Genomic DNA, 20,526 nt, shown 5'->3' on the forward strand with positions numbered 1-20,526 from the left:
TTATACTAATTTATAACAAAAAGTTAGGGGTTAATCACTATGTCAGAAATAAAAAAATTTGTAATTGTTACAGGGATGAGCGGTGCTGGTAAAACAGTTGCAATGCAAAATTTTGAAGATTTAGGTTACTTTTGTGTTGATAATATGCCTCCATCTTTATTACCAAAATTTAAGGAAATGGTTAATTCATCAAAAGAGATTAACAAAATTGCTTTAGTATTAGATTTTAGAGCGCCTGCATTTTATGATGAGATTATTGAAACTTTAATTAATTTATCTAATCAAAAAGTATTGAATTCAAATGTTATTTTTTTAGATGCCTCTGATGAACAATTAGTAAAAAGATATAGTGAAAGTAAAAGAATTCATCCGCTATCAAGAGGTGGAAGAATTATTGACGGAATTAATAAAGAACGTAATCTATTAAAAGATGTAAAAAAATCAGCTGATATCGTAATCGATACTAATGATATGACAGCAAAGCAATTAAGAAGTAAAATATTTCATCAATTTGAGTCAGATAGTTCTGAACCTTTTTATGTTGATTTAATGTCATTTGGATTTAAATATGGATTACCAATAGATGCTGATATTGTGATGGATGTTAGATTTTTAAAAAATCCGTTCTATATAAAAGAATTACGTGAAAAAACTGGGTTAAATAAAGAAGTTTATGATTATGTTATGAATCAAGCTGACACGGAGGAATTTTATAATCAATTATTGAAATTACTTAAAATAACAATTCCAAAATATCAAAAAGAAGGAAAAACAAACGTAACAGTTGCGATAGGTTGTACTGGAGGTCAGCATCGATCAGTTTCAATTACTGAGAGATTAGTTAAAGATTTAAAATCTGATTTTATTATCAATACTAGTCATCGCGATATAAATCGTTATATAGGAGATATTTATTGATGACTAATAATATTAATAAACAACCTAAAATAGTTGTTATTGGAGGAGGAACAGGTCTTCCAGTAGTTTTAAAAAGTTTAAAAAAACATAATGTTGATATAACAGCAATTGTTACGGTTGCTGATGACGGAGGGTCTTCAGGAATTATTCGTAATTATATGAATGTATTACCACCTGGAGACATTAGAAATGTTTTAGTTTCACTTTCTAATCTTTCTCAATTGGAGTTAGATATTTTTCAGTATCGTTTTCAAAGTGAAGATCAATTTTTTGCTGGTCATGCAATTGGTAATTTAATTATTGCGGCATTAAGTGAAATGCAACAAGGTTTTTTTGATGGTGTACAAACACTAACAAAATTGATGAGAGTTCAAGGGCATGTTTTTCCAGCAAGTGATTCAATGGTTGAATTACATGCACAATTTGAAGATGAAACGGAAGCGGTTGGTGAAACAACAGTTACAGCAACACCAAAAAAGATTAATAAAGTATGGGTTGAATCAAAGAATAGTAATGAAAAACCTAAAGCTGTTGATAGTGTTATAAAGTCTATTTTAGAGGCAGATCAAATTGTTCTTGGTCCCGGAAGTTTGTTTACTAGTATTTTACCCAATCTAATGATTGAAAATATTGCAGATGCATTAAGAAAAACTAAAGCTCAGATTATTTATATCTGTAATATTATGACTCAAAGTGGAGAAACTGATGATTTTACTGATGCAGATCATGTTAGAGTTTTAAATCAACATTTAAAAGAAAATTTTGTAGATATTGTGTTAGTTAATAATCAAAATATTAGTAAAAATTATATTAATAATCAAAATTGGAAACATTATTCAAAACCAGTTATTCATGATGAAGAAAAATTAAAAGAACAAGATTGTGATTTTGTCTTAACTAATTTCGTAAATTTAACTGATAAAGGTATTTATCATGATGGGGACCTTGTCGCAAAAGAATTAATGAAACTATTAAAATAACAATAAAGAAGGTGATTTTTATTTCTTATGCTAGTGATGTTAAAAAAGAACTAACTAATTTAGAAGTTCATAGAAAAAATGCTAAAGCTGAATTAATGGCTTTAATTAGAATGAATGGAACATTAGCAATTATTAATCATAAATTTGTTTTAGATGTTCAATCAGAAAATCCAGCAATTGCTAGAAGACTATATCAATTATTATTAGATTTTTATCATGTTGAAGGTAAGTTGATTGTTAGAAAAAAAATGAAATTAAAGAAAAATAATTTATATGTGGTTAGACTAAGTGAAAATGTTCAAGAAATTTTAGATGATTTAAATATTCTGGATGGTACACAGATTGTTGAAAGAGTACCAATTGAATTGTTAAATGATGATTATCAAATTAGATCTTATCTTAGAGGAGCATTTTTAGCTGGGGGATCAGTAAATAATCCAGAAACATCTAGATATCATTTAGAAATTTATTCATTATATGAAGATCATAATGAAATGATTAATGAGATGATTAATGAATATGGATTAAATGCTAAAACTACTCAAAGAAGAAGTGGATATATCACTTATCTAAAAGAAGCAGAAAAAATTGCTGATTTTCTTAAACTAATTGGTGCTACGAATGCTATGTTGAAATTTGAAGATATAAGAATTGTTAGAGATATGCGTAATTCAGTTAATCGATTAGTTAATTGTGAAACCGCAAATATGAACAAAGTTGCTAATGCAGCTACTCGACAAATTGAAAATATTAAGTATATTTCTGAAAAAGTAGGATTAGAACAATTACCTGATAAATTACAAGAAGTAGCTGAAATTAGAATTAAAAATAAGGAAATTAGTTTAAAAGAACTTGGAGAATGTTTACCAAATGGGGCTATTTCTAAGTCAGGAATTAATCATCGATTAAGAAAAATTAATGAATATGCCGATAAGTTGAGAAAAGAAGATATTGATTATAGTGTATAAAAAAAGAATTGCTGATATCAGCAATTCTTTTTTTATTATTTATTTTTTCTCACTACTATTTTTCATAACGCCATCAATCAAACCATATTCAACTGCATCATCAGCAGTTAAATAATTATCTCTCTCAGTATCTTTGTTGATTTTTTCAAGAGGTTGATTTGAATTTTCAGCAAGTAATTCATTAATCATTTTTCTTGCTTTTAGAATTTCAACAGCGGCAATTTCAATTTCAGTTTGTTGACCTTGTGCGCCACCTGATGGTTGGTGAATCATTACTTGAGAATGAGGTAATGCAAATCTTTTACCTTTAGCACCAGAAGATGCTAAAACTGAAGCCATTGATGCGGCCATTCCCATTACGATAGTTTGAACATCAGCTTTAATGAAATTCATTGTGTCATAAATTGCCATTCCTGATGTAATAACACCACCCGGTGAATTAATATATAAATATATATCTTTGTCAGGATCTTGTGCATCTAAAAATAATAATTGAGCAATAATTGCGTTTGCCATATCATCTTCGATTGGACCTGAAAGCATAATAATTCTATCTTTTAATAATCTGGAATAAATATCATAAGCTCTTTCGCCTTGTGGAGAGCTTTCTACAACTGTTGGGACTAAATTCATTTGAAATCCTCCTTAAACATATCAATATAGCGTTAATAATAGACTAATGGTCAATTTAGGTCAATGATTTTGTGTTGAATTTTTGTAAATAGAGCTTTAATGCATCTGAAGAGAATCGAACTCTTATCCTAAGAATCGGAATCTTATGTGTTATCCATTACACTACAGATGCAAGCTGAAATTCATTATAGTTTATATATACAATAATGACAATTATATGATGGTCAAATGGTTGCAAAAAAAATTTTGTTTGCTATACTGAAAATGTTGATACGGTAAGTAATTGGGAATTATTTATTATAATTTTTTCGCTGACAATTCTGTGTCAAAGTGGTACTATGTAATGGTAACAAATATATAATTGTTGATCCTAAAGGAGGAAACAAATATGACTGCAAAAATTGGTCTAAATGGTTTCGGTAGAATTGGTCGTCTAGCTTTTAGACGTATTCACGAACTAAAATCAAGTGATATTGAAGTTGTTGGTATTAATGATTTAACTACACCTTCAATGTTAGCTTACTTATTAAAATATGATTCAGCACATGGTAAATTCGATGGTGAAGTATCAGCTACTGAAGATGCTATTATCGTAGATGGTAAACGTATTCCTGTATACGCAGAACGTGATGCCGCTAATATCCCATGGGTTAAAAATGATGGTGTAGATTTCGTACTTGAATGTACTGGTTTCTATACTTCAGAAGAAAAATCACAAGCTCATATTGACGCTGGTGCAAAACGTGTTCTAATTTCAGCTCCTGCTGGTGCTGTTAAGACTGTTGTTCCTGGTGTTAATATGGATGAATTAGACTCAAACGATAAAATCGTTTCTGCAGGTTCATGTACTACTAACTGTTTAGCACCTATGGCTTACTGGTTAAACGAAGACTTTGGTGTTAAATTAGGTACTATGACAACTATTCATGCTTACACTGCTACTCAAGCTATCCAAGATGGTCCAAGAAGTAGTAAATTTAGAAATAACCGTGCTGCTGCCGTTAATACTATTCCTCATTCATCAGGTGCTGCTAAAGCTATTGGTTTAGTAATTCCTGAACTTGATGGTGTATTAAAAGGACATGCACAACGTGTATCAACAATTGATGGTTCATTAACTGAATTAGTTTCAGTTCTTGACAAAAACGTTACTGTTGATGACATTAACAAATCTATGGCAAAACACCAAAACGAAGCCTTCGGTTACACTGAAGATGAAATCGTTTCAAGTGATATCATTGGTGATAGCCACGGTTCATTATTTGACCCAAGTCAAACTGAAATCACTGAAAATGGTGATACTCAATTAGTTAAGACTGTTGCATGGTACGATAATGAATGGGGATTCACTTGTAACATGATCCGTACTCTATTACACTTTGCTTCACTATAAGCTTAAGTTAATTCAGTATTTGAAATGTTAAAATCCTGATTCAAAAGGCGGGAGGAGGAAACTCCTTCCGCTTTTTATTTAAAAAGATTATTAATTGGAGGAAAATATAATGAACAAAACAATTATTAATGATTTAGATGTTAAAAGTAAAAAAATCTTAATGCGTGTTGATTTCAATGTTCCTATTAATGATGGTGTTGTTGGTGATGATAATCGTATCGTTGCAGCTTTACCTTCAATTAAATATGTAATTGAAAACGGCGGAAAAGCAGTATTATTTTCACATCTTGGTAGAATTAAGAGTGAAGATGATAAAGAAGGTTTATCATTACGTCCAGTTGCTGAAAAATTAGCTGATTTGTTAGGCAAACCAGTTACTTTTGTTCCAGTAACTGAAGGTTCTCAATTAGAAAAAGCAATTAATGACATGGAAGATGGACAAGTATTACTTGTTCAAAACACTAGATATGAAGATGTTGTTAATGGTGAAGAAGTAAAACGTGAATCTAAAAATGATAAAGCATTAGGTGAATACTGGGCTTCTTTAGGTGATGCTTTTGTAAATGATGCATTTGGTACAGCTCACCGTTCACATGCTTCAAACGTTGGAATTGCTACTGCAATGGAAGCTAATAATAAACCTGTTGCTGCTGGTTACTTAATGGAAAAAGAAATTGAATTTTTAGGTAATGCAGTGGATAATCCAGAAAAACCATTTGTTGCTATTTTAGGTGGTGCAAAAGTTTCTGATAAAATCGGTGTAATTGATCATTTATTAGGCAAAGCTGATAAGATTATTATCGGTGGTGGAATGACATATACTTTCTATGCAGCCCAAGGTATTAATATTGGTAATTCATTAGTTGAAGAAGACAAAATTGATGTTGCTAAAGAAATCTTAGAAAAAGGTAAAGATCAAATCATTTTACCAGTAGATTCTGTTGTAGCTGAAAAATTCTCTAATGATGTAGAAGAAAAAACTGTTGAAGGTGCTATTCCAGATGGATACATGGCACTTGATATTGGACCTAAATCTGTTGAAACATTTGAAGATGTTTTAAAAGATGCTAAAACTGTTGTTTGGAATGGACCTATGGGTGTGTTTGAAATGCCTAAATTTGCTAAAGGTACTTTAGCAATTGGAAAATTCTTAGGTGATTTAGATGCTATCACAATCGTTGGTGGTGGTGATTCTACAGCTGCTGTTAAGGAATTAGGAGTTTCAGATAAATTAACTCATATTTCAACTGGTGGTGGAGCTTCACTTGAATATCTTGAAGGTAAAGAACTTCCAGGAATTGCTTCATTATCAGATAAATAATTAGATTAAAAAAGAGCAATTTTATTGCTCTTTTTTTTCGCTTTGCTAGATAAATATTAACTTCTCGTTTAAAATGTTAACCATAGTTAAGAAGGGAGAATTTAATATGAGAATTCCTTTTATTGCCGGAAATTGGAAAATGAATTTGTCTTTAGAAGATGCTTTAGATTTTATCGATAGTATAAAAAAAGATTTACCAGATTCAAATGTTACTGAGACAGCAATTGCTGCTTCTCCATTATTTTTACAATCAATTATTGATCATAAAAAAGATAGTCAACTAAAAATTATTGCTGAAAATTGTTTTTATAAAGACGATGGTGCATATACCGGAGAAGTTAGTCCTAAAGTTCTTTCTGAAATTGGAACTGATTATGTAATAATTGGTCATTCTGAACGAAGAAAATATTTTAATGAAACTAATGATATTATTAATAAAAAAGTTCATGCAGTCTTAAGAAATAATATGAATCCTATTATTTGTTGTGATGAAACGATGGGAAGATTACAATCCGAAAATAAAATTCATTGGGTTGTTAATCAGGTTAATGCATCTTTAAAAGGAGTTTCTGCTGAAGATGCAAAAAATATCATTATTGCATATGAGCCTAGTTGGGCTATTGGAACTGGTACCAGTGCTTCAAATGATGATGCTCAAGAAGGTTGTTACTTAATTAGACAAACACTAGCTGATATTTATAGTGATGAAATTGCTGATGAAATAAGAATTTTATATGGTGGAAGTGTTAATTATAAAAATGTAACTTCTTTAATGGAACAAAGAGATATTGATGGAGTTTTAGCTGGTAAAAGTAGTATTGATAGTAATGATTTTATTAAATTAGTAAATTATAAAAAAAACCAAAATAAATGATTATTTTGTTGAAAGTTTTTGTTGAAACTTATAGAATTAAAACTGACCTTTAATTTAAGGGGTAAAAAAATCACTCACATATAAGGAGAGATAACATGTCAATAATTTCTGATATTTACGCTCGCGAAGTCTTAGATTCTCGTGGTAATCCAACTGTTGAAGCCGAAGTATACACTGAAGATGGTGCATTCGGTAGAGGAATTGTTCCTTCTGGTGCTTCTACTGGAGAACACGAAGCTGTTGAACTTCGTGATGGTGACAAAAAACGTTACTTAGGTAAAGGTGTAACTAAAGCTGTTAATAATGTTAACGAAATCATCGCAAAAGAAATCATTGGTTTCGATGTAACTGATCAAATTGGTATTGATCAAGCTATGATCGATCTTGATGGTACTAAAAACAAAGGTAAATTAGGTGCTAATGCTATTCTTGCCGTTTCAACTGCTGTAGCAAGAGCTGCTGCTGATGAATTAGGTCTTCCTTTATACAACTATTTAGGCGGATTTGATGCACACGTATTACCTACTCCAATGATGAACGTTATCAATGGTGGAGAACATGCTAATAATAAAGTTGATTTCCAAGAATTCATGATTATGCCTGTTGGTGCTCCAACAGTTAAAGAAGCTATTCGCATGGGATCAGAAACTTTCCATAACTTGAAAAACATCTTAAACGAAAGAGGATACTCTACTGCCGTTGGTGATGAAGGTGGATTTGCTCCTGACTTGAAAAACAATGAAGAACCATTTGAAATTCTTGTTGAAGCTATTGAACGTGCCGGTTACAAGCCTGGTAAAGATGTAGCAATTGCATTTGATTGTGCTTCATCAGAATTTTACAATGCTGAAACTAAGAAGTACGAATTAGTTGGTGATGGTAAATCATACACTGCTGAAGAATTTGTTACTTTACTTGAAGGACTTGTTGACAAGTACCCAATCGTTTCAATCGAAGATCCTTTGGATGAAAACGAATGGGAAGACTGGAAAATGGCTACTGCTCGTTTAGGTAAGAAAGTTCAAATCGTTGGTGATGATTTATTTGTAACTAACACTGATTACTTAGACAAGGGTATTAAGATGGGTGTTGCTAACTCAATCTTAATTAAACTTAACCAAATTGGTTCATTAACTGAAACTGTTAATGCTGTAAACATGGCTAAAGAAGCTGGTTATACTGCCGTTATTTCTCACCGTTCTGGTGAAACAGAAGATACAACTATTTCTGACTTAGTTGTTGGTTTAAATGCTGGTCAAATTAAGACTGGATCAATGAGTCGTGGTGAAAGAATTGCTAAATACAATCAATTGATGAGAATTGAAGATCAATTAGATGGTGTTGCTAATTACAAAGGGATTCATTCTTTCTACAACTTAAGAACTGAAGCAAGAAATGATATTATTAATAAATAATATTTTTAAAGAACTATTACTAATGTAGTAGTTCTTTTTTATTTGATTAATTTAATATGAAACTTATTAGTTGACTAGAAATTTATATTTATTTATGCTAAACTTGTTAAAGAATTAAAGACCTGTTTACGAATAGGTAGGAGGGCGTTTTTTTGAATAGTTTATTAATGGTGCTGTTATGGATTGTAAGTATCCTAATTATTGGTTCAGTCCTATTACAGCCATCTAAAAACAATGATGCAATGTCATCTTTATCTGGTGGAGCTGATGACTTATTTTCAGATTCTAAACCACGTGGATTCGAAGCTTTTATGCAAAAAGTTACTGCAATATTAGGAATAGTATTGTTTGGAATAGCTTTAATTCTAATGTGGCTTTCAGCTCATTAATAAAACCTCCTTTTTCAGGAGGTTTTTTATTTTTATAAGTAAATCTCTAATTATTAAAAAAGATCGTAGAGGACTAAATAGTGCAAGATAATGAATTAAAAAATGAAATTGAACAAAAATTAAAACAAGATCCTGATAAATCATACTCAGTAGAAAAATTAATTGATGAGTTAAAATATCATGGATCAGCTGCATTTAAATTAATCGTTCAAGAATTAGCTTCACTTGAAAGAGATGAAGTTATTAAGGTAACTGAAAACGGAGAATTTAAACTACATCCAAATCAATTAACTTTTGAAGGAACTTTTCATTCTAATCCAAAAGGCTTTGGTTTTGCTGATTTTTCTGAAGAGGAAGACGATGCATTTATCGCTCCAACTGAAACAAATGGGGCAATGAATGCTGATACAGTTAAAATTAAAATAACTAAACCAGCTGATTTAAAATCAGGTAAAGGACCACAAGCTCAAGTTTTAGAAGTGGTTGAACATCACTATACTTATGTAGTTGGTGAATTTATACAGACTGAAGAAGATAATGGATATTATGGTCAAATTAAATTAAAAGATAAAAAATTAACAGGATATAAATTTTATGTAACAGATGCAGGAATTAAACCAACTCCTGGTGAAGTAGTGATTGCGGATATTACTGAATATCCTAATGAACAACATTCAGATGCTTTAATTGGAATTGCTAAGCAAGTTATTGGAAGTGTTGACGATCCTGGAATTGATATTTTACAGGTTGTTTATGCCCATGATGTTCCAACTGAATTTCCAACTGACGCTTTAGAACAAGCCAATGAAATTCCAGATCATGTTTTAGAATCAGAGAAAAAAGGTCGAGTTGATATTACTGATCAAACTTTAGTTACTATTGATAGTGAGTCTTCTAAAGATCTTGATGATGCTGTAACAGTTTGGAAAATGGAAAATGGAAATTATCATTTAGGAGTTCATATTGCTGATGTTTCTCATTATGTAAAACCTGGTTCTCCATTAGATCGAGAAGCTTACAATCGAGGAACTTCAGTATATTTAACTGATCGTGTAATTCCAATGCTACCAAGAAGACTTTCAAATGGAATTTGTTCTTTAAATGAAGGTCAATTAAGATTGTGTATGAGTTGTGATATGGAAATCACACCTCAAGGAAAAGTAATTAAAGAAGATATTCATCCAAGTTTTATGAAGACAACTGCTAGAATGTCATATAATGATGTTAATGCAATCTTGGAAGCTCATGATGAAAAGACAAGAAATAAATATCAAGATTTAGTACCAATGTTTGAAGAAATGGCAGAATTACATCGTATTCTATATAAAAATAGAAGAAGGCGTGGAGCTATTGATTTTGATGATAACGAAGCAGAAATTATTATGGATGATAATGGTAATCCAATTGATATTAAAGTAAGAGAACGAGGATTATCAGAAAGAATGATTGAATCATTTATGCTAGCAGCTAATGAAACAGTTGCAGAACACTATAATAAATTAAAGGTACCATTCGTATATCGTGTTCATGAAACTCCTGATGCTTCAAGAGTAAAAGAATTTTTTGAAACTTTAACTGCATTTGGGATTAATGTAAAATCTGATCCAGAACATTTACAACCTAAAACAATGCAAAGTATTTTGAAAAAAGTAAAAAATCAACCTGAAGAAAAAATGGTTTCAGTAATGATGTTACGTAGTTTAAAACAAGCTAAGTATAGTGACAAATGTGTAGGACATTTTGGATTAGGTGCTGATTATTATACTCATTTTACTTCTCCAATTAGAAGATATCCAGATACGATGGTTCATCGTTTAATTAATTTGTATGAAGATGAAGGAATAAATGATGATAGTAAAGCATTATATGAAGATAAATTAGATGAAATTACTGCAAACAACTCTTCTGCTGAAAGAAGAGGAATTGATACTGAACGTGATGTAGATGCAATGATGAAAGCCAAATATATGAGTAATCATATTGGTGAAGAATTTGATGGTGTTGTTGGTTCAGTACTTAAATTTGGGATGTTTATTTCATTACCAAATACTGTTGAAGGATTAGTTCATATTTCTCGTATGAAAGATGACTATTATCAATATGTTGAAAAATTTATGGCTTTAGTCGGTCGTGGAACTAGAAGAACCTTTAAAATTGGTCAAGCAATTAGAGTTAAATGTGTGAATGTTGATGTTGATCAAAGCGCAGTTGATTTTGAAATTGTTAATCCAGAAGAAACACCTAAATCTGATTTACTTCCAAAGAGAAAGCCAAAGCGTAAGTATAATCCTAAGAATAAGGATAATCGAAATAATAAATTTGATAATAAAAAACAAAATTCAAAAAAAAAATCTGATCATAAATAAGAGGTGAGTTATATGGCCAAGAAAAAGCATCAAGAAAAAGATGAAAATTTAATGGCTACTAACCGTAAAGCTCGTCATGATTTTTCAATAACTGATACTTTAGAGGCTGGAATAGCTCTAACTGGAACTGAAATAAAATCTGTTCGAGCAAGAAGACTTAATTTAAAAGATGGATTTGTACAGATTAGAAATGGTCAAGCAAATTTAATGAATGTTCATATTAGTGAATATGATGAAGGTAATCAATTTAATCATGATCCACTAAGAACTAGAAAATTATTATTGCATAAGAAGCAAATTCAAAAACTTGGACAAGCTACTGACGGTAAAGGTGTTACGATTGTACCTTTAAAAGTCTATTTAAAAAATGGTTTTGCTAAAGTTTTAATTGGAATTGCAAAAGGTAAACGTGAATATGATAAAAGAGAATCATTAAAGCGAAAAGATCAACAAAGACAAATTGATCGAGTTATGAAACATTATTAAAAAGCTAAGTTAGTTACTTAGCTTTTTTTGTTTGTGTTAAAATTTGTGTATAGGAGGTGATTTAATATCTTAAGTTTAATAAATAATGATTGGCAAAGAATCTTAAAAAATGAGTTTGAAAAAGATTACTTTATTAAACTAAAACAATTTTTGAATCAAGAAACTAAAGAATACGTAGTTTATCCAAAGAAGCAAGATATATTTCGAGCACTTAATTTAACTGCGTTTGAAGATGTTAAAGTAGTTATTTTAGGTCAAGATCCTTATCATGAAAAGAATCAAGCAAATGGACTTAGTTTTTCTGTTAATCAAGGCGTAAAATTGCCACCGTCTTTAAAAAATATTTTTAAAGAATTAGAAAATGATTTAAATATTAAAATGAGTGACAACGGAGATTTGAAAAGTTGGGCAAATCAAGGTGTTTTATTATTAAATACTGTTTTAACTGTTCGAGATGGATTTGCGAATTCACATAAAAATCAAGGTTGGGAAATTTTTACTGATGAAATAATCAGACAACTTTCTAATAAAGATGGTACAGTTATTTTTGTTTTATGGGGGAAGAATGCACAAGATAAAATAAAATTAATTGATTCTAACAAAAATAAGATTATTAAATCATCACACCCAAGTCCTTTATCTGCATACCGGGGATTTTTAGGATCAAAACCATTTACTAATATTAATGATGAATTAAAAAATGAAGGAAAATCAATGATTGATTGGAAAATATAAATTAGGAGTTTTAATTATGAGTATATTTGATGATTTAAAAGCAGACGTAAAAAATAAAAATAAAAGAATTATTTTTCCTGAAGGGGAAGATGAAAGAATTATTAAGGCGGCAGTTAGATTAAAAACTGATCAATTGTTAGAACCAGTTTTAATTGGAAATGCTGAAAATATAAAAAATACTGGATTATTAACTGAAAATCTTGAAATAATCGATATTAACGAATATCCAGAAGCTAAAATGAATGAACTAGCTGATGCATTAGTTGAAAGAAGAAAAGGAAAAACTGATTTAGAGACTGCACATAAATGGCTTTTAAATGAAAATTATTTTGCCACAATGCTAGTTTATTTAAATAAAGCAGATGGATTAGTATCTGGTGCAATTCATTCAACAGGAGATACTGTTAGACCAGCGTTACAAATTATAAAAACTAAAAAGGATGTTAGCTTAATTAGTGGATCATTCCTAATGCAAAAAGAGAGTCAAAAATATTTATTTGCTGATTGTGCAATTAATATTGATTTAACTGCTCAACAAATGGCTGAAATTGCGGTTGAAAGTGCAAAACAAGCTAGAATTTTTAATATTGATCCTAAAGTTGCATTGTTAAGTTTTTCAACTGATGGTTCTGCTAAAAGTGAACATGTTGATAAAGTAAGTGAAGCTACAAGAATTGCACAACAATTAGATCCAGAAACAGATTATGATGGAGAACTTCAATTTGATGCTGCAGTTGCAAGTGAAGTTGCTGCACAAAAGAAACCAAATTCTAAGGTTGCCGGTAAAGCTAATGTATTTATATTCCCTGATTTACAATCAGGAAATATTGCTTATAAAGTAGCTCAAAGATTGGGTGGATATGAAGCAGTTGGACCCTTATTGCAAGGATTAGCTAAACCAGTTTCTGATTTATCCAGAGGATGTAATGAAGAAGATGTTTATAAAGTTGCAATTATTACCGCAGCACAATCTTTAATGAATTAAGGAAATAATAATGTTAAAAGTTAATGTAAAAAATGCCGATGAAACAAAAAATATTGGATTTAAATTATCAAAATCACTTCAGCCAGGTGATGTTTTATTATTAGATGGTGATTTAGGTGCAGGTAAAACTACTTTTACTAAAGGATTAGCTGAAGGATTAGGAATTACAAGAAATATTAAAAGTCCAACTTTTACAATTATCAAAGAATACTCTGATGGGAAAATACCTCTCTACCATATGGATATTTATCGTTTAGAAGATGGTGGATCTGATGAATTAGGATTAGATGAATATTTTAATAGTGATGGGATTACAGTAGTTGAATGGTCAAAATTTGTTGAATCAAATTTACCAACTGAATATTTAAAAATTCAATTTATTCGAAATGATGATAATAATTTTGATTCTCGAGAAATTATTTTTGATGCAAAAGGAAGTCACTTCAATCAAATCCTAAAAAGTGGAGAATTATAAATGGCAGAAGAAGATAATGTTGTAATAAAAATGGCTGAAGGGACTGATGCACCTTCAATACTTGATTTATTAAAACAATTAAATCAAGAATCATCATACTTAGCAGTTGATGACAATTTAAATGAATTAACTAATGCTCAAGAAGCAATCCAAATTGATTTATTAAATTCATCAGGAAAAAATATTGTTTTAATTGCAAAAATAAATAATGAAATTATTGGAATTGTATCAATTACTGAGTTAGATGATGCGCCAAATGAAGGCGAATTAGGAGTTGCAGTTTTAGAAAAATATCAAAATATGGGATTAGGAACTGCTTTAATTGATGCTGCAATTGATTGGTATCAAAATTATAGTTTATTAGAAGAATTATCATTAGAAGTTTTTAATGAAAATACTAAAGCCATAAATCTTTATATAAAGTTAGGGTTTGAAATTGTTTCTAAAAATTCTATTAAAGCCAAAATGCTTTTTTCTAATTAAAAAATAAAAACACTTTCGATAAAAGTTTTACGAAAGTGTTTTTATTTAATTATTATTTTAATTTAACGAATTCTTTGATAGTGTCTAAATCAAATTGGTTTGATTGACTAATTAAAATTTCAGCACAAGCAATACTATCTGCCAAAGCATTATGATGATTTTTCAAGTTAATATCTAGTATATCACTAATCGTGTTTAATTTGTAATTATCTAAATCTTTATAAAAATATTTAGATGTTTTTAAAGTATCTAATGATAAATAATCTGGCTTTGAAATTCCATATCTTTCAAGTGATTTTTTTATAACACTATTATCAAAAGTTGCATTATGAGCAATTACTAGTTTATTTCTACGAAAAAAATTTTCAATATGAGACCATATCTGTGGGAAAGTTGGTGCATTAATTACATCTTGCTCTTTAATTCCATGAATTTGAACATTTCTAAAATTAAATTCAGTTTCAGGATTGATAAGTGAATAAAACTTATCTGTAATTTGGTTATTTCTAACAACTACAACAGCAACAGAGCATGCACTATCTCTTTTACTGTTGGCAGTTTCAAAGTCAATCGCAATAAAATTCATAATTTACCTCTTTTTTATCATATTAATTTAGATTAGCAGATACTTTATAATAGTCAAGATTAAATAGAACTGTGTTAAAATTAAACTAATAAAAATAGAATAGGTTGATTTTTTATGGATGAAAATAAATTCACTTTTCCGTTGATTGCATCTTTATTAGCAATTAACGCAGGTTTTATTGATGCGTATACTTTTTTGTTTCATGGTGAAGTATTTGCTGGGTTACAAACAGGTAATATTATTTTATTAGGAATTAATTTAGCGCAATTTAATCTTATTAATTGTCTGCATTATTTAATATCAATATCAATGTTCATTATTGGTTTATTGATTATTAAATTTTTGCAAGGAATTACACTTGATAATTTATATCGAAAAAAGATAGTTATTTTATTTGAAATAACATTTATTGTTTTAGCAATTATTTTAAAAAATAAAGTTCCAGAACTTTTGATAGTTGGTTTCTTTTCTATTGCTGCTTCTGCACAATTACAAGAATTCGATTTGTTAAGAGGTAAAGCATTTAATCCAATTATGATGACTGGAAATATTAAAAAAATTTCGAATGGAATTTATGATGTTTTTGTACACAAAAATAAAACTAAATTAATTCCATTGTTAGATACATTAGTTGTACTTTTTAGTTTTATCATTGGAGCCTTTTTAGTTACTTTGTTAGGTAATTTATTTGGTAATATTGTAATAATTGTTCCTGTTTTGATATTATTTTTGATTTTATTTATTTTAAAAAGATGAGGTGAGAATATGTATGATGAAATGATTAACCATTTTCCAAATATAGAAATATTAAAAAACAAAAAGCTTTCTGATTATACATGGACTAAGACTGGTGGAATAGCTGATATGATAGCTTTTCCGAAAACTTTTGAAGAAACAGAAAGTTTACTCAAATATGCAAAAAATAAATCAATTTCAATAACTATTATTGGGAATGCTAGTAATTTAATTATTCGTGATGGTGGAATTTCTGGAATTGTTATTATTTTAAATAAGATGGACAAAGTTTTTGTATCTGGAAATGATTTGACTGCTGAAGCAGGCGTTGCTTATATTGAAGCAACCAAAGTAGCACAACAAAATAATTTATCAGGATTAGAATTTGCTGCAGGGATTCCCGGAAGTGTTGGTGGTGGTGTATATATGAATGCTGGTGCTTATGGTGGTGAAACAAAACAAGTTTTAAAAAGTGTAAAAGTATTAAATGAAAAGAATGAAATTCAAGTTTTGAAACATGAAGATTTAAACTTTGGATATCGTTATTCAAGTTTACAAGATAATCATTTAACTGTTTTAGAAGCAACTTTTTCTTTAATTAAAAAAGATGGTAATTTAATTCAACAAGAAATGGATCATTTAAATCATTTAAGAAAATCTAAACAACCATTAGAATATCCATCTTGTGGGAGTGTATTTAAGCGACCAACAGGATATTTTGCTGGAAAGTTAATTCATGATTCGAATCTTCAAGGATATCGTAATGGTGGAGCTGAAGTCTCAAAAAAACATGCAGGATTTATTGTAAATGTAGATAATGCAACGGCAAGTGATTATTTAAATGTGATTAATCATGTTCAAGAAACAGTTAAAAATAAATTTGGCGTTAGTTTAGAAACGGAAGTAAGAATCATTGGAAATAAAAGTGATTCGGAAGGGAAATAATATATGCACATAATCGAATCATTTATTTTACTATTACTATTTTTATTATTTTCAAATGTAATTAGTAAGTTTGTAAAATCGATTCCAATCAGTTTAATTCAAGTTGCAATTGGACTTTTTATGGCCTTAGTTTTAAATTTTAAAATTGATATTGATTCATCTTGGTTTTTACTGTTATTTGTTGCTCCTTTACTATTTAATGATGGGAGAGATTTTCCTAAACGGGAATTATGGAAATTAAGAGGGCCAATTTTTGTTAATGCTATTTGGTTGGTATTGTTAACAACCGTTGTAGGTGGTTATTTTGTTAATTGGTTAATTCCTTCAATGCCATTAGCAGTTAGTTTTGCGTTAGTAGCAATTTTATCTCCTACTGATCCAATTGCTGTATTATCAATTTCTAAACGTGTGAAATTACCGAAAAGTATTTTACATTTGGTTAGTGGAGAAAGTTTAGTCAATGATGCTAGTGGATTAATTCCTTTTAAATATGCGATTGCAGCGGTAACTACTGGTTATTTTTCCATTTTTCAAGCAACAACTGATTTTGTTTATATGGCAGGATTTGGATTTATAATTGGAATTTTAATGATGTTTGCATTCATTAAATTAAAAAACTTTTTATATAAAATTAATTATACTGATGTAATTTTTAGTGTTGTATTACATTTAATGCTTCCTTTTATAATTTATGTTGTTGCTGAAGATTTCTTTCATACCTCCGGAGTTATTGCAGTTGTAGCAGCTGGAATATTTGATCATTTACAAGATCGGGTTGTATATGGACAAACGCCTGAAATTAAATTATTAACAAATAGAACTTGGGAAATAATTACTTATTGTTTAAATGGAATTGTTTTTCTAATTTTAGGAATTGAATTGCCAGTAGCAACTAAAGAAGTTTTAGATAGTAATAAGTATGGAACATTTCAATCAATTGGTTATGCGTTAGCAATTTGGTTTATGTTAATTACAATTAGAATTCTTTGGATTATTGGATATCAAGCCTTTTCTTATTATGTAACAAAGAAAGAAAAACAAAAGCCTTCATTTAAAGTGGCTTTAATTGCCGGTATATCAGGGATTCGTGGGGCAATTACAATGGCTGGTGTTTTATCAGTACCCTATGTAATTAATGATGGATCAGCTTTTCCAGATCGTTCATTAATGTTATTTATTGCTGCAAGTATAATTGTAATAACTTTGATTGTAGCAACAGTTGCATTACCATTGATTTCTCCTGGTAATTCAGTATTACCAACACGTGCTAATATTTCTGATAACGAGGAATTGAATGATGATTCTGATGATGATTTAGATGATAATCAAGATATTGACACTGATAAGCATAATTATATTAATTATAATGAAGCAAAATTATATATGATGAAAAACTCTATTTCTTTCTTAGAAAATAATAAAAATGATAATAATCAAAGAGCAGTTTTTGATAGTATTATGAATTATGAGTTTTCAATTGGAAAATTAAAAATAGAACATCGTGATAAGGAACAGGTTATGACTGATATAAGTGAAAATATTGCAATTAGAAGAATTGCTTTATCTGGTCAAAGAGATGCTTTAAATAAATTATTTAAAGAGAAAAGAATCAATAAAGAAGCATATTTAATTTTTAACCGAAAAATTAATCGTGAAGAATCACAAATTGTGTATTTTGCTGGTCGACAAGTTAAGCGCGATCGTCAAAAACATCCAATTAGAGCTATTATTCGAAGAAGTTATCAAATTTTAAAGGTTTGGTTTAGAAATGATTCTGAAAGTGAAAGAACCAAAGCAGATATTAGATTAATTCAAATTGAATGTTCTGAAGCTGCAATAAAATCAATTAAAGAATTTATTAATCGAGATGATATTTCTCGAGATGATTTTAATGAAGAAAGTATTCATTTCTTATTAACCAATTATCAAAGCTTGATTGAAAGAGCTAAAGCTTATGGAACTTCTTCTGAGCAAAATGATGAATACAATAATATGGTATTAAACTTAAATACTAAAACGTTAGAAATTCAAAGAGAATCTATTCAAAATTTACTTGATTCAAATCAAATTTCATCAGAGATGGGATTAAGATTAAGACAAGAAGTTAATTATGAAGAGATGTTAATATTAAATGATCGTGAAGAATAAAAAACTGACCTAATTTAATTAGGTCAGTTTTTTATTCTTTAGAATTTTGAATTATTAAAATGAATAGCCAATATATAACAAGTTGAACAATTGTTAATAAAATTACAAAAACAATCATAGGTCGATTCCACATGTTTAGTAGTGGTTGAATATATTCTTGAGGTGCTTTCATAAATATAATAGTATGAAGTCTCAAAAAACGACCAATAAATATTCCCACTGATGATAAAGTCATGATAATAATTGAAACGAATAAATTACTGAATTTATTATTAATGTGTAATCTTGTAGTTATTGCACTTGAAACATTAGTTAAGCTCCAAAATCCAAGCATCATTAGAGAAAGAGTACTAATTAGTAAACAAGAGAATAAAAACCACATGTTTGAATCTAATCTCAATAATACATTAGTTGTAAAAGGTTGTAATTTTGCTAAATGAAATAAATCAGTAAGCATGTATGGAGCATTTGGATAAAATAACAACCAAACTAGTGTTAATGGCCAAAAGATAAAACCAGATTTTGGACGGGTGTCACTAATATGGAAACCTATCTCAATTGGAATATAACCTAAAAAAGTATTTAGTAATATAAAATTAAATGGATCTTTTACAAAAATCCAAACGTAGAGCATCCAAATCAAGAAAAAAATTCTTATTTGCCATCTAGCATTCTTAAACATAATATTCACCCTCCACTTTTATAATTAAACAATTAAATTATAAAAAATACTATAATTATCATTGATTTTTAGATTTTTTTAATTTTTTTATAACACGTTAATGCTATCTTAACATGTTATTAGAGTGATATAATTAAGAAAATTATAGTTAGGAGAAAAAGAATGGGATTTGATTTAATTAACTTATTCACACTTAAAAATATAAGTAACTTAATTGATATCTTAGTTGTTTGGTTTTTATTTTATGAATTAATCATGCTTTTAAAGGGAACCAGAGCAATACAACTTTTTAGAGGTATTATTGTAATTATTATTACAAAAGTTTTGAGTTGGTATTTGGGACTTTCCACTTTTTCTTGGTTAATAGATCAAGTAATAAATTGGAGTGTCATTGGAGCTATTATTGTTTTTCAACCTGAAATTAGAAGAGGATTAGAAAAATTAGGCAGTGGATCACTGTTTAGACAAAATCAAAAAGAAAATGCACAAGCTGAAAATTTGATTAAAGCACTTGATGGTTCAATTCAGTACATGTCAAAACGAAGAATTGGTGCATTGATTAGCATTCAAATGGAAACAGGGTTAGAAGAATATATAGAAACTGGAATTCAATTAAATGCTGATACAACGAGTCAATTATTAATTAATACCTTTATTCCAAATACACCACTTCATGATGGAGCAGTGATTATTAAGGACTTTAAAGTTGCTGCTGCTGCTGCATATTTGCCATTATCACAAAGTAATTTAATTCCAAAAGAATTAGGAACTAGGCATCGTGCTGCTGTTGGAATATCAGAGGTTACCGATGCAATGACAATTGTAATTTCTGAAGAAACGGGAGAGGTTTCAATTACTAGAAATAATGAATTAATCCGTGGTCTTTCTCAAGATGAATATCTCAAATATTTTAGAAGCCATCTTATTTCTGAAGATAATAATGAAAAGAAAACTATTTTTACAAGATTTATGAATTTTATTGATCGTAGATTTGGAGGTAAAAATTAAT

Annotated in this window: 21 protein-coding genes and 1 tRNA gene; 18 read left to right on the top strand and 4 right to left on the bottom strand. The window is 29.2% G+C overall.

All coding sequences use genetic code 11. The annotated features are described in order from the left end of the window. The first annotated feature begins 39 nt into the window (after positions 1-39). From rapZ to whiA, 3 genes are read left to right on the top strand one after another with little or no spacing between them, the layout of a single operon-like run. Entirely contained in the window at positions 40-918 is an 879-nt protein-coding gene (rapZ, locus tag GSH19_RS06025; protein ID WP_237027195.1) for an RNase adapter RapZ, read from the top strand. After that, the gene (gene yvcK, locus GSH19_RS06030; protein WP_237027196.1) at positions 918-1,898 is read left to right on the top strand and encodes a gluconeogenesis factor YvcK family protein; all 981 of its coding nucleotides are present in this window, start codon (positions 918-920) and stop codon (positions 1,896-1,898) included. Before rapZ ends, yvcK begins: the two co-directional genes overlap by 1 nt. A gap of 20 nt (positions 1,899-1,918) precedes the next feature. After that, a complete protein-coding gene (whiA, locus tag GSH19_RS06035) occupies positions 1,919-2,866 on the top strand; it encodes a DNA-binding protein WhiA (RefSeq protein ID WP_237027341.1) in 948 nt (315 codons plus the stop codon). Positions 2,867-2,905: 39 nt separating this feature from the next. Here whiA and clpP read toward each other — a convergent pair whose 3' ends face one another. Then, positions 2,906-3,499 (bottom strand): ATP-dependent Clp endopeptidase proteolytic subunit ClpP, encoded by a 594-nt coding sequence (gene clpP, locus GSH19_RS06040; RefSeq protein WP_237027197.1) that lies wholly within the window; start codon positions 3,497-3,499, stop codon positions 2,906-2,908. A gap of 100 nt (positions 3,500-3,599) precedes the next feature. Then, positions 3,600-3,671: transfer RNA gene (locus GSH19_RS06045), tRNA-Arg, on the bottom strand. 216 nt (positions 3,672-3,887) lie between these two features. Here GSH19_RS06045 and gap point away from each other — a divergent pair. From gap to GSH19_RS06100, 11 genes are all read left to right on the top strand, one after another. Further along, positions 3,888-4,892, top strand: a complete 1,005-nt coding sequence (gene gap, locus GSH19_RS06050; RefSeq protein ID WP_237027198.1) for a type I glyceraldehyde-3-phosphate dehydrogenase — start codon at positions 3,888-3,890, stop codon at positions 4,890-4,892. A 109-nt stretch (positions 4,893-5,001) separates the two neighbouring features. Beyond that, on the top strand, positions 5,002-6,213 hold the full coding sequence (gene pgk / locus GSH19_RS06055) for a phosphoglycerate kinase (RefSeq protein WP_237027199.1): 1,212 nt from the start codon (positions 5,002-5,004) through the stop codon (positions 6,211-6,213). Between the two features lie 106 nt (positions 6,214-6,319). Next, positions 6,320-7,087: a triose-phosphate isomerase gene (gene tpiA / locus GSH19_RS06060; RefSeq protein ID WP_237027200.1), complete on the top strand. Its 768-nt coding sequence runs from the start codon at positions 6,320-6,322 to the stop codon at positions 7,085-7,087. Positions 7,088-7,182: 95 nt separating this feature from the next. Further along, positions 7,183-8,502, top strand: coding sequence for a phosphopyruvate hydratase (gene eno, locus GSH19_RS06065; protein WP_237027201.1), 1,320 nt, complete (start codon positions 7,183-7,185; stop codon positions 8,500-8,502). Positions 8,503-8,654: 152 nt separating this feature from the next. After that, positions 8,655-8,891 carry a preprotein translocase subunit SecG gene (gene secG, locus GSH19_RS06070; RefSeq protein WP_237027202.1) on the top strand — a complete coding sequence of 79 codons (237 nt, stop codon included), beginning with the start codon at positions 8,655-8,657 and terminating at the stop codon, positions 8,889-8,891. A gap of 80 nt (positions 8,892-8,971) precedes the next feature. Then, positions 8,972-11,257, top strand: a complete 2,286-nt coding sequence (gene rnr / locus GSH19_RS06075; RefSeq protein WP_237027203.1) for a ribonuclease R — start codon at positions 8,972-8,974, stop codon at positions 11,255-11,257. Between the two features lie 12 nt (positions 11,258-11,269). Beyond that, complete coding sequence (gene smpB, locus GSH19_RS06080; protein ID WP_237027204.1) at positions 11,270-11,743, top strand: SsrA-binding protein SmpB; 474 nt, start codon at positions 11,270-11,272, stop codon at positions 11,741-11,743. Positions 11,744-11,809: 66 nt separating this feature from the next. Then, positions 11,810-12,478 carry a uracil-DNA glycosylase gene (locus GSH19_RS06085; RefSeq protein ID WP_237027342.1) on the top strand — a complete coding sequence of 223 codons (669 nt, stop codon included), beginning with the start codon at positions 11,810-11,812 and terminating at the stop codon, positions 12,476-12,478. A gap of 16 nt (positions 12,479-12,494) precedes the next feature. Then, on the top strand, positions 12,495-13,463 hold the full coding sequence (gene pta, locus GSH19_RS06090; protein WP_237027205.1) for a phosphate acetyltransferase: 969 nt from the start codon (positions 12,495-12,497) through the stop codon (positions 13,461-13,463). Between the two features lie 10 nt (positions 13,464-13,473). After that, positions 13,474-13,938 (top strand): tRNA (adenosine(37)-N6)-threonylcarbamoyltransferase complex ATPase subunit type 1 TsaE, encoded by a 465-nt coding sequence (gene tsaE / locus GSH19_RS06095; protein ID WP_237027206.1) that lies wholly within the window; start codon positions 13,474-13,476, stop codon positions 13,936-13,938. After that, positions 13,939-14,421 (top strand): GNAT family N-acetyltransferase, encoded by a 483-nt coding sequence (locus tag GSH19_RS06100; protein ID WP_237027207.1) that lies wholly within the window; start codon positions 13,939-13,941, stop codon positions 14,419-14,421. A 52-nt stretch (positions 14,422-14,473) separates the two neighbouring features. On the opposite strand, the gene GSH19_RS06105 is transcribed toward GSH19_RS06100, so the two are convergent. Further along, positions 14,474-15,007, bottom strand: coding sequence for a 3'-5' exonuclease (locus tag GSH19_RS06105; RefSeq protein WP_237027208.1), 534 nt, complete (start codon positions 15,005-15,007; stop codon positions 14,474-14,476). Between the two features lie 114 nt (positions 15,008-15,121). Between GSH19_RS06105 and GSH19_RS06110 the strand changes: the two genes are divergently transcribed. The 3 genes from GSH19_RS06110 to GSH19_RS06120 are packed head-to-tail and all read left to right on the top strand — an operon-like array spanning position 15,122 to position 18,835. After that, positions 15,122-15,763: a YoaK family protein gene (locus tag GSH19_RS06110; protein WP_237027209.1), complete on the top strand. Its 642-nt coding sequence runs from the start codon at positions 15,122-15,124 to the stop codon at positions 15,761-15,763. 9 nt (positions 15,764-15,772) lie between these two features. Next, positions 15,773-16,687 (top strand): UDP-N-acetylmuramate dehydrogenase, encoded by a 915-nt coding sequence (murB, locus tag GSH19_RS06115; RefSeq protein ID WP_237027210.1) that lies wholly within the window; start codon positions 15,773-15,775, stop codon positions 16,685-16,687. 3 nt (positions 16,688-16,690) lie between these two features. Continuing rightward, positions 16,691-18,835 (top strand): sodium:proton antiporter, encoded by a 2,145-nt coding sequence (locus GSH19_RS06120; protein ID WP_237027211.1) that lies wholly within the window; start codon positions 16,691-16,693, stop codon positions 18,833-18,835. A 31-nt stretch (positions 18,836-18,866) separates the two neighbouring features. Here the strand turns inward: GSH19_RS06120 and GSH19_RS06125 are convergent, their stop codons facing one another. Beyond that, on the bottom strand, positions 18,867-19,517 hold the full coding sequence (locus tag GSH19_RS06125) for a DUF1361 domain-containing protein (protein ID WP_237027212.1): 651 nt from the start codon (positions 19,515-19,517) through the stop codon (positions 18,867-18,869). Positions 19,518-19,679: 162 nt separating this feature from the next. On the opposite strand from GSH19_RS06125, the gene cdaA reads away from it, so the two are divergent. Continuing rightward, entirely contained in the window at positions 19,680-20,525 is an 846-nt protein-coding gene (cdaA, locus tag GSH19_RS06130) for a diadenylate cyclase CdaA (RefSeq protein WP_237027213.1), read from the top strand. The last annotated feature ends 1 nt before the right edge of the window (position 20,526 follow it).

This window comes from Lactobacillus sp. S2-2, assembly GCF_021698855.1.
GTDB lineage: Bacteria > Bacillota > Bacilli > Lactobacillales > Lactobacillaceae > Fructilactobacillus.

Bases quoted from the DNA above. Each gene is read 5' to 3' on its own strand.
- rapZ (WP_237027195.1), top strand. From the start codon at position 40: ATGTCAGAAATAAAAAAATTTGTAATTGTTACAGGGATGAGCGGTGCT.
- yvcK (WP_237027196.1), top strand. From the start codon at position 918: ATGACTAATAATATTAATAAACAACCTAAAATAGTTGTTATTGGAGGA.
- clpP (WP_237027197.1), bottom strand. From the start codon at position 3,499: ATGAATTTAGTCCCAACAGTTGTAGAAAGCTCTCCACAAGGCGAAAGA.
- gap (WP_237027198.1), top strand. From the start codon at position 3,888: ATGACTGCAAAAATTGGTCTAAATGGTTTCGGTAGAATTGGTCGTCTA.
- pgk (WP_237027199.1), top strand. From the start codon at position 5,002: ATGAACAAAACAATTATTAATGATTTAGATGTTAAAAGTAAAAAAATC.
- tpiA (WP_237027200.1), top strand. From the start codon at position 6,320: ATGAGAATTCCTTTTATTGCCGGAAATTGGAAAATGAATTTGTCTTTA.
- eno (WP_237027201.1), top strand. From the start codon at position 7,183: ATGTCAATAATTTCTGATATTTACGCTCGCGAAGTCTTAGATTCTCGT.
- smpB (WP_237027204.1), top strand. From the start codon at position 11,270: ATGGCCAAGAAAAAGCATCAAGAAAAAGATGAAAATTTAATGGCTACT.
- pta (WP_237027205.1), top strand. From the start codon at position 12,495: ATGAGTATATTTGATGATTTAAAAGCAGACGTAAAAAATAAAAATAAA.
- tsaE (WP_237027206.1), top strand. From the start codon at position 13,474: ATGTTAAAAGTTAATGTAAAAAATGCCGATGAAACAAAAAATATTGGA.
- GSH19_RS06100 (WP_237027207.1), top strand. From the start codon at position 13,939: ATGGCAGAAGAAGATAATGTTGTAATAAAAATGGCTGAAGGGACTGAT.
- GSH19_RS06105 (WP_237027208.1), bottom strand. From the start codon at position 15,007: ATGAATTTTATTGCGATTGACTTTGAAACTGCCAACAGTAAAAGAGAT.
- GSH19_RS06110 (WP_237027209.1), top strand. From the start codon at position 15,122: ATGGATGAAAATAAATTCACTTTTCCGTTGATTGCATCTTTATTAGCA.
- murB (WP_237027210.1), top strand. From the start codon at position 15,773: ATGTATGATGAAATGATTAACCATTTTCCAAATATAGAAATATTAAAA.
- GSH19_RS06120 (WP_237027211.1), top strand. From the start codon at position 16,691: ATGCACATAATCGAATCATTTATTTTACTATTACTATTTTTATTATTT.
- GSH19_RS06125 (WP_237027212.1), bottom strand. From the start codon at position 19,517: ATGTTTAAGAATGCTAGATGGCAAATAAGAATTTTTTTCTTGATTTGG.
- cdaA (WP_237027213.1), top strand. From the start codon at position 19,680: ATGGGATTTGATTTAATTAACTTATTCACACTTAAAAATATAAGTAAC.